Origin of the sequence: Mesorhizobium sp. M7A.F.Ca.US.006.04.2.1 (genome assembly GCF_004022915.1) — a bacterium.
GTDB classification, from domain to species: Bacteria; Pseudomonadota; Alphaproteobacteria; order Rhizobiales; family Rhizobiaceae; genus Mesorhizobium; species Mesorhizobium ciceri.
The window spans coordinates 1-11,916 of sequence record NZ_RZQA01000087.1; the positions used below are offsets into that span (position 1 = coordinate 1).

11 protein-coding genes are annotated in these 11,916 nt (G+C 61.0%); all 11 read right to left on the minus strand.

Annotated features, from left to right (window positions below; translation table 11 throughout):
- The coding region (locus EN925_RS07245; protein ID WP_206632801.1) for a carbohydrate ABC transporter permease at positions 1–578 on the minus strand (578 nt) is incomplete at its 3' end.
- 1 nt (position 579) lies between these two features.
- Positions 580–1,446 (minus strand): sugar ABC transporter permease, encoded by an 867-nt coding sequence (locus EN925_RS07250; protein ID WP_013531810.1) that lies wholly within the window; start codon positions 1,444–1,446, stop codon positions 580–582.
- Positions 1,447–2,514 (minus strand): ABC transporter ATP-binding protein, encoded by a 1,068-nt coding sequence (locus EN925_RS07255; RefSeq protein ID WP_013531811.1) that lies wholly within the window; start codon positions 2,512–2,514, stop codon positions 1,447–1,449.
- Positions 2,515–2,524: 10 nt separating this feature from the next.
- Positions 2,525–3,604 (minus strand): ABC transporter ATP-binding protein, encoded by a 1,080-nt coding sequence (locus tag EN925_RS07260; protein WP_024503497.1) that lies wholly within the window; start codon positions 3,602–3,604, stop codon positions 2,525–2,527.
- A 42-nt stretch (positions 3,605–3,646) separates the two neighbouring features.
- The gene (glpD, locus tag EN925_RS07265) at positions 3,647–5,173 is read right to left on the minus strand and encodes a glycerol-3-phosphate dehydrogenase (protein ID WP_127369306.1); all 1,527 of its coding nucleotides are present in this window, start codon (positions 5,171–5,173) and stop codon (positions 3,647–3,649) included.
- Positions 5,174–5,299: 126 nt separating this feature from the next.
- Entirely contained in the window at positions 5,300–6,067 is a 768-nt protein-coding gene (locus EN925_RS07270; protein ID WP_127369307.1) for a DeoR/GlpR family DNA-binding transcription regulator, read from the minus strand.
- Positions 6,068–6,145: 78 nt separating this feature from the next.
- On the minus strand, positions 6,146–7,555 hold the full coding sequence (locus tag EN925_RS07275; RefSeq protein WP_127369308.1) for an aspartate aminotransferase family protein: 1,410 nt from the start codon (positions 7,553–7,555) through the stop codon (positions 6,146–6,148).
- Between the two features lie 100 nt (positions 7,556–7,655).
- A complete protein-coding gene (locus EN925_RS07280; protein ID WP_013531816.1) occupies positions 7,656–8,387 on the minus strand; it encodes a peptidase in 732 nt (243 codons plus the stop codon).
- Positions 8,388–8,518: 131 nt separating this feature from the next.
- The gene (locus tag EN925_RS07285; protein ID WP_063172085.1) at positions 8,519–9,313 is read right to left on the minus strand and encodes a transglutaminase family protein; all 795 of its coding nucleotides are present in this window, start codon (positions 9,311–9,313) and stop codon (positions 8,519–8,521) included.
- Between the two features lie 85 nt (positions 9,314–9,398).
- Positions 9,399–10,340, minus strand: a complete 942-nt coding sequence (locus EN925_RS07290) for an alpha-E domain-containing protein (protein WP_024503501.1) — start codon at positions 10,338–10,340, stop codon at positions 9,399–9,401.
- A gap of 147 nt (positions 10,341–10,487) precedes the next feature.
- A complete protein-coding gene (locus tag EN925_RS07295) occupies positions 10,488–11,900 on the minus strand; it encodes a circularly permuted type 2 ATP-grasp protein (RefSeq protein WP_024503502.1) in 1,413 nt (470 codons plus the stop codon).
- Positions 11,901–11,916: the final 16 nt, after the last annotated feature.

An 11,916-nucleotide genomic window follows, 5' to 3' on the forward strand; every position in this document is an offset into this window, starting at 1 on the left:
GACATGAAGCCTTCGAGGATCCACACCGCCAGCGGCACGTTGAACAGGCAGTGCGCCAGCGCCACCGCAATGTGCGTGTCGATCAGGCCGAAGGCCGAATAGAGCTGGAAGAACGGCAGCGCGAACACCGCCGGCGGCGCCATGCGGTTGGTCAGCAGCCAGAAGAACAGGTGCTTGTCGCCGAGGAAGCGGTAGCGCGAGAAGGCGTAGGCTGCCGGCAGCGCGGCAGCCACCGAAATCACCATATTCATCACCACATAGGTGATCGAGTTGATGTAGCCCGAGTACCAGGAGGCGTCGGTGAAGATGGTGACGTAGTTGGCGAGCGTCGGCTGGTGCGGATAGAGTGTCAGCGAGGAGACGATCTCGGCATTGGTCTTGAAGCTCATGTTGATGAGCCAGTAGATCGGCAGCAAAAGCACGACGATGTAGATCGTCGGCACGATCCACCACCAGCGCGATTCCTCGCCGCGTTTGCGCATCAGCCGGGCGACCTGATCCTGCGACAGTGTGCTCGCCAGTTTGCCCGCTGCTGTGGTCTCGCTCACTCTATCGGCTCTTTCGTTGGCGCCGGTCATCTCAGCGCTCCGCGTCGTAGTTGGTCATCACGGTGTAGAAGACCCATGACAGCAGAAGGACGATGAGGAAGTAGACCAGCGACATGGCTGCGGCCGGACCGAGGTCGAACTGGCCGAGCGCGGTCTTGACGAGGTCGATCGACAGGAATGTCGTCGAGTTGCCGGGACCGCCGCCGGTCACCACGAAGGGTTCGGTATAGATCATGAATGAGTCCATGAAGCGAAGCAGCACGGCGATCAGCAGCACCCTGTTCATCTTCGGCAGCTGGATGTAGCGGAACACCGCCCAGCGCGAGGCGCCATCGATCTTGGCCGCCTGATAGAAGGCATCCGGAATGGAGACCAGGCCGGCATAGCAGAGCAGCACGACGAGGCTGGTCCAGTGCCAGACATCCATGATGATGACGGTGACCCAGGCATCGAACGGGTCCTGCACATAGTTGTAGTCGATGCCGAGCGCGTTGACGTAGTAGCCGAGCAGGCCGATGTCGTTGCGGCCGAAGACCTGCCAGATGGTGCCGACGACGTTCCACGGAATCAGCAGCGGCAGCGCCATGAGCACCAGGCAGACCGGCACGCCCCAGCCCTTTTTCGGCATGTTGAGCGCGATGAAGATGCCGAGCGGCACTTCGATCGCCAGGATGATGAAGGAGAAGATCAGGTTGCGGACCATCGCTTCCCAGAAGCGGCTGGAAGACAGCAGTTCCTCGAACCACTCGGTGCCGGCCCAGAAGAAGACGTTGTTGCCGAACGTGTCCTGCACCGAATAGTTGACGACGGTCATCAGCGGGATGACCGCCGAGAACGCCACCAGCACCAGCACCGGCAGCACCAGGAACCAGGCCTTGTTGTTCCAGGTCTTTTCCATCTATGCCCCCATCTCGACGCGCCAGGAATCGGCATAGATGTTGATGCCGGCCGGCTCGAACCGCACCTTCGGATCGGCCGGCACGGTCTCGTCCTCGCCGATGACGGCCGCAATCTCGCGGCCTTCGAGCTTGGCGCGGACCACCTTGTGGCGGCCGAGATCCTCGACCTTGCTCACCTGCACGGCCATGCCGTCGCGGCCAAGCCGGACATATTCGGGACGGATGCCGAGTTCGATGGCGCCGCTGCCCGCTTTTGGCGCGCCCGGCAGTTCGATGCGCTGCGAGCCGAGCGTCGCCGTCTTGCCGTCGATGGCCACCGGCATGACGTTCATGCCGGGCGAGCCGATGAAATAACCGACAAAGGTATGGCGTGGCCGTTCGAACAGTTCGGCCGGCGTGCCGATCTGGACGATGCCGCCGTCATACATGACCACGACCTGGTCGGCGAAGGTCAGCGCCTCGGTCTGGTCGTGGGTCACATAGACCATGGTGTAGCCGAAGCGGCGGTGCAGCTGCTTCAGCTGCGAGCGCAGCACCCATTTCATATGCGGGTCGATGACGGTCAGCGGCTCGTCGAACAGGATGGCGTTGACGTCGGAGCGCACCAGCCCGCGGCCGAGCGAGATCTTCTGCTTCTGGTCGGCGGTCAGGCCCCTCGCCTTCTTCTTCGCCCAGGACGCCAGGTCGATCATCTCCAGCGTCTCGCGCACCTTGCGGTCGACATCGGCTTCCGGCACGCCGCGATTGCGCAGCGGGAAGGCCAGATTGTCGTAGACGGTCATGGTGTCGTAGATGACCGGGAACTGGAACACCTGCGCGATATTGCGCTCCTGCGTCGACAAATTGGTCACGTCCTTGCCGTTGAACAGCAACTGACCGTGCGACGGGTGCAGCAATCCCGAAATGATGTTGAGCAGCGTGGTCTTGCCGCAGCCCGATGGCCCGAGCAGCGCATAGGCGCCGCCGTCCTCGAAGGTGTGGTGCACTTCCCTGAGCGCGAAATCGGCATCCTTCCGAGGGTTCGGCAGATAGGAATGCCTGACATGGTTGACGTCTATGCGTGCCATATCTTTCCCCTCAAGCCGCCAGCTTCGGCGCGGCCACGGCACGGCCGTGCTCGTCGAAGACCATGATGTGGCGCGGATCGATGAACACCTCGATCTCGGCGTCGGGTTCGAAGTCGCGGATGCCGTGGCTCAGCATCACCCAGCGTGCATCCGCGAAATCGAGATGGATGAAGCTTTCCGAGCCGGTGATTTCGGTGATCGTCACCTTGGCGCGCACCGGCACAGCGGCGGCATTGGGCCGATCGAGCGACAGGTGATGCGGCTGAAAACCGACCGTGTACATGGCATCGGCAATGCCGGCGAGATCGGCGGGCACCGGCAGTTTGACCCCACCTTCGAGCAGGAAATCCCCACCTTTCTTGGCCAGCACGATGGTGTTGAGCGGCGGGTCGGCGAAAGTCTTGGCCGTCACCAGATCGACCGGTTTGCGGAACACGTCGATGGTCGGTCCGAACTGGGTAATCCGCCCTTCGGAAAGCGTCGCCGTGTTGCCGCCGAGCAGCAGCGCTTCGTGCGGCTCGGTCGTGGCGTAGACGAAGATGGTGCCGGCGGCGGCGAAGATCCTGGGCAATTCGGCGCGCAGTTCCTCGCGCAATTTGTAGTCGAGATTGGCGAGCGGTTCGTCGAGCAGCACCAGGCTGGCGTTCTTGACGATGGCGCGCGCCAGTGCGGTGCGCTGCTGCTGGCCACCGGACAGGCTCAGCGGCGTGCGGTCGAGATAGGGCGTCAGCTTGAGAAGTGCTGCGGCATGGCGCACTTCCTTGTCGATCTTCGCCTGATCGGTTCCCGCCACCCTGAGCGGCGAGGCGATGTTCTCATAGACGGTCATCGCCGGATAGTTGATGAACTGCTGGTAGACCATGGCGATCTTGCGCTTCTGCACCGGCACGCCGGTGACATTCTGGCCGTCGAACCAGATCGAACCGGAGGTCGGCACGTCGAGGCCGGCCATCAGCCGCATCAGGCTGGTCTTGCCCGAAAGCGTCGGTCCGAGCAGGACATTGAGCGAGCCGTGCTGGAGCGTCAGCGACACATCGCTTATATGCGCGACAGCACCGACCGTCTTGGTGACGTTTCTCAGTTCCAGCATGACGCCTCCTCCCAGGCCTTCCGCATCAGCTCAAACCCCTCTTCATTCGGCAGCCGCGACATGGCGCCGGCTTATGCCGTGCATGAATTCATCGAGAGCCGCCACCTGCTCGCGGCTGAGATGCAGACCGCGCTTGGTACGGCGCCACAATACATCTTCCGATGTGACGGCCCATTCGTTTTGAACGAGATAGCGCACCTCGGCCTCGTAGAGATCGGCGCCGAAGTTGCGGCCGAGATCGACGTTCGATTTGGCCAGCCCCAGCAGCATCCTTGCGCGGGTGCCATAGAGCCGGGTCAGCCGGCGAGCCAGGCGCGCGTCGAGGAACGGATAGGCGGTCTTCAGTTTCGCCACTTCGGCATCGAAACCGGTGGCCGGGAAATCGCCGCCCGGCAACGGCGCGTTTGCCGTCCACGGCTTGCCGCGTTTACCCAGAAAACCCTCGATCTTTTCCAGCATCGATTCCGACAGCCGGCGATAGGTGGTGATCTTGCCGCCGAAGGCGTTGACGATCGGGGCGGCACCATCGCCGCCATCGGCCTTGAGCACATAGTCGCGCGTCGCTTCCTGCGCCTTGGAGGCTCCGTCATCATAGAGCGGACGGACGGCGGAATAGGTCCAGACGATGTCCGAACGCTTGACGGCTTCAGCGAAATATTCGCTTGCCGCGGCGCAGAGATAGTCGATCTCGGTGTCGCTGATCCTCACGTCATGCGGATCGCCGGGATAATCCTGGTCCGTGGTGCCGATCAGGGTGAACTCTTCCTCGTAGGGAATAGCGAAGATGATGCGACCATCCCTGTTCTGGAAGAAATAGGCGCGCGGATCGTCGAATTTCCTGGCGATGACGATGTGGCTGCCCTGCACGAGGCGGACATTGTGCACATCGTTGAGGCCGACGACGCCGGAAAGCACATGATCGACCCAGGGGCCGGCGGCATTGACCAGCAGGCGCGCCTTGACCTCCTCGGTCTCGCCGGTCTGCAGATCCTCGACCTGGACCGTCCACAAGCCGTTTTCGCGGCGCGCGCCGGTCACTTTCGTGCGGGTGCGGACCGTTGCGCCGCGGTCGGCCGCATCACGTGCATTCAGCGCCACCAGCCGCGCATCATTGACCCAGCCATCCGAATATTCGAAGGCCTTCTTGAATAGCGGCTTCAAAGGCTTGCCGGCCGGATCCCTGGCCATGTCCAGCGTCCGGGTCGCCGGCAGCAATTTGCGCCCGCCAATGTGGTCGTAGAGGAAGAGACCGAGCCTGATCAGCCAGGCCGGGCGCAGGCCCTTGGCATAGGGCAGCACGAAGCGCATCGGCCAGATGATGTGCGGCGCGTTCTTCCACAGAACCTCGCGCTCCATCAGCGCTTCGCGCACCAGGCGGAATTCGTAGAATTCGAGGTAGCGCAGGCCGCCATGGATCAATTTGGTTGAGCCCGAGGAAGTCCCGCTGGCGAGGTCGTTCATCTCGGCGAGAAAGACGGAAAAGCCACGCCCGACGGCGTCGCGGGCGATACCGCAGCCATTGATGCCGCCGCCTATGACGAAAATGTCACGGATCGGAGATGCGTCCACAAATTCCTCCAGCGATTTCGCATTGCACCATTTTTGGGCTTTTACGAAACCGTGTCGGAATTATTTCGAAATGATAACGAATGTCAAACGAAATATCACGGGCGCGTGATATCAGCTGAAAACCGCCTAGGCGAGCGACGTCTCGATCAGCTGAACCTCGGCCTCCTGGCAGATCTTGCGCACCGAGGGGATATCGCAGCGGTCGGTGATGAAGGTGTTGACCTGCGACAGATGGCCGATGCGCACCGGTGCGGTTCGCTCGAATTTGGTCTGGTCGGAAACCAGGATGACATGCCTTGCATTGGCGATGATCGCCTGCGCCACCTTGACCTCGCGAAAATCGAAGTCGAGCAAGGCGCCGTCATGGTCGATGGCGGATGCGCCGATCACCGCGTAATCGACCTTGAACTGCCTGATGAAATCGACCGCCGCCTCGCCGACCACACCGCCATCGGAACCGCGCACGACACCACCGGCGATCACCACTTCGATCGACGGATATATCCGCATCCTATTGGCAACATTGATGTTATTGGTGATGACCATGAGACCGCTGTGATCGAGCAACGCCTTGCTGACCGACTCGGTCGTGGTGCCGATGTTGATGAACAGCGAGGCGTTGTCGGGGATCAGCCTGGCTGCCGCACGGCCGATCGCCTCCTTCTCGTCGGCGGCAATCTTGCGTCTCGCCTCATACTCCATGTTCTCGATGCCGGAGGGGTACAGCGCGCCGCCATGGATGCGCGAGAGCAGCCGCTGATCGCACAAATCGTTGAGGTCCTTGCGGATGGTCTGCGGCGTCACATTGAAGTGGTTGGCCAGATCATCGACCAGCACGCGGCCGTGATCCTTGGCCATCTGGATAATCTCGGCATGGCGCGGCGACAGATACATGGGCAACCTCCCGTTTTCGTTTTTCTTGTCTATAGTCGAAAACGAAACCGATGAAAAGGCATAAGCCGGCTAACGAAATCAGCGACCCAGGCCACGTGCGATTTCAGTAATCACCACAAAAGCCGTTTCGACATCGGCGGCGGTCGCCTCGAACTGTCCGACCTGGAACCGGATTGCGATCAGTCCATCAACCTTCGTCTGCGTCAGGTAGATGCGGCCATCGTCGTTGATCGCATTGACAAGGCGCAGATTGTGCTCGTCCCCGTCGGTTGCGGTCTTGTGCCGGAACGAGAACAACGACAGCATCGGTTCGCTGACGATCTCGAAATCCGGCTCCCTTGCCAGCCGCGCCGCCAGCCCTTCGCTCCACGCGACATGATTGCGGATCATCGCGCGCAGGCGTTCCAGGCCATGGGCGCGCAGCAGGAACCATAATTTCAACGCGCGAAATCGCCTCCCGAGCGGTACCGACCATTCGGAATAGTTGATGATGCCGTCATGACCGTGCGTCTTCAGATAATCCGGCTTGATGGCCAGCGTCCTGACATGGCTTTCAGGGTCGCGCAGGAACTGGATCGAGCAGTCGAACTGAGCGCCCAGCCATTTGTGCGGATTGAAAACGATCGAATCGGCGCCTTCGACGCCTGTCCAGAAATGCCGATATTCCGGACAGATCATCGCCGATCCCGCCCAGGCGGCATCGACATGGAGATAAAGCCCATGCCGCCGTGCCACCTCGGCAACCGCAGCAATGTCGTCGGTGCCGCCAGTGCTGGTGCCGCCGACGCAAGCGATGATGCCCGCCGGCAGCATGCCGGCTTCCCGGTCGGCGACGATTGCCGCCTCGAGCGCGGCCGTGTCCATGGCGCGAAAGCGGCCGCTGACGGGAATGCGCACGAGATTGTCCTCGCCGATGCCGGACACCCAGATCGCCCGGTCGATCGACGTGTGCACCTGGTCGGAGGAGTAGATGCGCAGCCGCGCCTGCCCTGCCAGGCCCTGTTTGTTGCCTTGCCAGTCGAGTGCCCGTTCGCGCATGGTCAGCACCGCGGCCAACGTCGCCGATGAGGCTGAATCCTGGATTACGCCCGAGAAGCCTTCCGGCAGACCGAGCGCCTGGCGCATCCAGTCGACGGTGCGCGTTTCGAGTTCGGTCGCCGCCGGCGACGTCTGCCACAGCATGCATTGCGCGGCCATCGCCGAAACAAGATATTCCGCCACCACCGAAACCGGCGCCGCATTGGCCGGGAAATAGGCGAAGAAGCGCGGATGCTGCCAATGCGTCATTCCCGGCAGGATCTTCTCTTCGAAATCGGCGAAGATCCGGTCCATCGGTTCGGCGTCTTCGGGCGGCGAAACCTCGATGCTTCTGGAAACGGCGCCGGGTTCTACCAGTGGCCGCACGGGGCGGTCGCGCAGATTGTTGCGATAGTCAGCGCCCCAGTCGGCGGCGCGCCGCGACCATTGCCGGAAATCATCATTGTTCATCCTGTCCTCCCGACATGATCCATCGCTACCATCCGTCGCGGTTGGTCTCTTATTAATTAACGCGTGAAATATATGCAACCAGCAAGAGATGCCGCACGCCTCAGCCAGGGAAATCCGGCAGGCTGGCAAAAGCCGTCTTCAGCGCATTCGACCAGCCATCGGAGATCGTGCGGTAATACTGGTCGTCCTGGCCGATCCGCTTCTTCAATCCGACCTTGAAAGCGTCCTTCTCCAGGAAGAGCAGGTCGAGCGGCAAGCCGACGGACAGGTTCGACTTCAACGTCGAATCGAACGACACCAAAAGCAGCTTCACCGTCTCGGCGAGGCTCATCGTCTTTTCGTAGGCGCGGATGATGATCGGCTTGCCGTATTTGGTCTCGCCTATCTGGAAGAACGGCGTGTCATCGGTCGATTCGATGAAATTGCCTTCGGGATAGATCATGAACAGGCGCGGCTCGCTGCCCTTGATCTGACCGCCGAGGATGAAGGACGCATTGAAATAGGAATCCGCCTTCTCGCCAGCGGGTGACGAATTGGCGATGACCTCCTTGACCGTGTCGCCGACAATGCGGACCGTTTGGTACATCGACGGCGTTTCGAGCAGTGTGGAATGTCTTTCGGAGATTGCCTTGGTGCGCTCGTCAAGCAGGCTGACCACGGCCTGCGTCGTCGCCAGATTGCCCGCCGACATCAAAACGATGACGCGTTCGCCCGGCTCTTCCCAGACATGCATCTTGCGAAAGGTGGAGATGGAATCCATGCCTGCATTGGTGCGCGTGTCGGACATGAACACGAGCCCGCGATCGATCTTCAGGCCAACGCAATAGGTCATGGAATCTCTTCTAGAGCAATTCCAGGAAAAGTGTGAAGCGGTTTTCCGTCCGGAATTGCGTTAAAACAAAGGGATAGAGCGGTTCGGGGTTCCTTGAAACGATGAATCGCTCGGCAGCAATCTTGCGAGGATTACTGCTCCACCGTGACGGTGACCGCAAGCTGTTCTTCCGCCTGTCCCAGCCGAATTCCCGACACCGGCGTGGCGTCGCGGTAATCGCGGCCCGTCGCCACCTTTACATAACGCTCGTCGGGCGAGATGCCATTGGCGGCATCGAAGGCAACCCAGCCGAGACCCGAAACATGCGCTTCGGCCCAGGCATGGCTGGCCGCCTGCTCGACCGTCGCATCCAGCATCAGATAGCCGCTGACATAGCGGGCCGGAAAGCCCATGGCACGGGCGGCGGCGGCAAAGATATGGGTATGATCCTGGCAGACCCCGGTCTTGAGCGCCAAGGCTTCCTCCGCCGGCGTCGTCGCATTGGTCGTGCCGGGCGTGTAGGCGACGCGCTCTCCGATGACAGCCATCAGCCGGTGCAGCCGTTCGATGTCGCTGCCCTTGCCAACCGATGCGGCGAGTTCGCGGATACCGCTGCCGATCACCGTCAATGGTGTCTCATGGCTGTACAGCCAGAGCGGCGTGAAGCCCTGGTGTGGCCCCGAGACGCCCGCGGTGTCGCGCGTCACCACTTCGCCCGACGCCTCGACCGTGATGAAGTCGCGCTCGCCCTCGACGCTCAACAGCCTTGTGTCGTTGCCGAAATGGTCGACAAAGCGGACCTCTTCGCGCGCGCCTTCGATCGCCAGAGCCCAGGACAGAACGGTCTGCGTCGACCCGCTGACCGGAAGCAGCCGCAGCCGCTGCAACAGATAATGCACCGGCGTATCGTAACGGTACTCAGTTCGGTGGGTAATCTTCAGCCGCATGCTTCTATTCCGTTTGTGAGCGCGATCTCCGGACAAACGGTTTCCGTTTGTCTAAGAAAACCGGCTCCACCTTTCGGGACCATGCTCAATTGAACCGATAATCTTGTGCGATTTCGTCGCCCAGCTTGGTGTTGTCGCGAATGAAATTGGCCAGGAATTCATGCAGCCCGGTATCGAAGATATCCTTGATCGACCCGGCTCTCAGCATTGTCTGCGTCTTCTCGGCCGTTGCGTGGCAGGCATGGCGCTCGCCGTAATCGTCGCCGAGGAATTTCAGATGCTCCGACAGGAAGCGATAGCAGAACATCAGCGAACGCGGCATGCGGACATTGAGGATCAGATAGTCGGCAATGTTGGTCGGCTTGTAATCAGCATCGTAGACCCAGCGATAGGAGCGATGCGCCGAGACCGAACGCAGGATCGATTCCCACTGATAATTGTCGAGCGTCGAGCCAACCCAGGAGATCGACGGCAGCAGCACATAATATTTCACGTCGAGGATGCGCGCCGTGTTGTCGGCGCGCTCGACGTAAGTGCCGAGTTGCGAGAAGTCGAAGATCTCGTTGCGCAGCATGGTGCCGTAGAACGAGCCGCGGATCAGCGCCGTCTCGCGCTTGATGGCGTCGAGCACGCTTGGCAGGTCGCGCTCGTCGATCGGCTTGGCCAGCATCCGCTTCAGCGCCATCCAGGCTTCGTTGATGCTTTCCCAGGTCTCGCGCGTCAGCGCGGTGCGCACCATGCGGGCATTGTTGCGGGCTGTCTCGATGGACGACATCGTGCTCGATGGGTTCGACGTGTCGCGCAACAGGAAGTCGGCGACATTGGCGGCGGTATAGTCGGAATATTTCTGGCTGAAGGTGACGTCGGAACCAGCGCTGAGCAGCACCGAATTCCACTCTTCCGAGGCGCTTTGGGTGCGGGTCAGCGCCATGCGCAGGCCGGCATCGACCAAGCGCGCCATGTTTTCCGCCCGCTCGATATAGCGGTTCATCCAATAGAGCCCGTTTGCGGTGCGGCCTAAAAGCATGAAGTGGCCCTTCGGGCTAGTGAGTAGCGAATAGTGAGCAGTGAATATTAAGCAATTGAATCTCAATGAAATATGGCATTTCCTGTCCCTCTATTTCCGCTACTGACTACTGACTATTCCCTACTGACTATTCCCTATTCACTCGTCTCAATCATCCAACACCCAAGTATCTTTCGTCCCGCCGCCCTGCGACGAGTTCACAACCAGCGAACCTTCCTTCAACGCGACGCGTGTGAGGCCCCCAGGCACGATCTGGATGCGGTCGGAGACCAGCACATAGGGCCTGAGATCGACGTGGCGCGGCGCCAGCCCTTTTTCCGTCAGGATCGGGCATGTCGACAGCGCCAGCGTCGGCTGGGCAATATAATTCGATGGCTTGGCCGCCAACTTCTTGGCGAAGGTCTCGCATTCCTTCTTGGTTGCCGCAGGCCCGACCAGCATGCCGTAGCCGCCGGAACCGTGCACTTCCTTGATCACCAGCTCGTCGATGTGTTCGAGCACGTATTTCAGGCTGTCGGGCTCCGAGCAGCGCCAGGTCGGAATGTTGCCCAGGATTGCCTTGCGACCGGTGTAGAACTCGATGATCTCGGGCATGTAGGAATAGATCGCCTTGTCGTCGGCTATGCCGGTGCCCGGCGCATTGGCGATGGTGATGTTGCCGGCGCGATAGACATCCATGATGCCGGGTATGCCGAGAGCGGAATCCGGACGGAACGTCAGCGGGTCGAGGAAAGAATCATCGACGCGGCGGTAGAGCACATCGATCTGCTTGTAGCCTTCCGTCGTGCGCATGGCGACATGGCCGTCGACCACGCGCAGGTCCTGGCCTTCGACCAACTGCACGCCCATCTGGTCGGCAAGGAAGGCGTGTTCGAAATAGGCGGAATTGAAGCTGCCGGGCGTCAGCACCGCAATGGTCGGCGCACCTTTGGTGCTTTGCGGCCGCACCGCCGCCAGCGACTGGCGCAGAAGCTGCGGGTAGTTTTCCACCGGCCGCACCTTGATCTTCTGGAACAGCTCGGGGAACAGCTGCATCATCGTCTCGCGGTTCTCCAGCATGTAGGAGACGCCGGACGGCGTGCGCGCATTGTCCTCCAGCACGTAGAACTCGTCCTCCGAGATGCGGACGATGTCGACGCCGATGATGTGGGTATAGACGCCGGCCGGCGGCCTGACCCCGATCATCTCCGGCAGGAATGCCTCATTCCTGGCGATCAATTCCCTGGGGACGCGCCCTGCCCGCAGGATTTCCTGGCGATGATAGATGTCGTCGAGGAAGGCGTTCAGCGCCTGCACGCGCTGCTCGATGCCCTGCGTGAGGCGCCGCCATTCATTGCCTGAAATGATGCGGGGAACGATGTCGAACGGGATCAGCCGCTCGGAGGCTTCTTGCTCACCATAGACGGCGAAGGTGATGCCGGTCTTGCGGAAGACGCGCTCAGCGTCCTGCATCTTCTCGGTCAGCCTGGCTGGATCCTGCTCCTTCAGCCAGCGATCATACGCCGAATACGGTCTTCTCAATCCGGAGACTTCCGGAAGCATTTCATCGAACGCTGCCAATCGCATACTCCCCTGT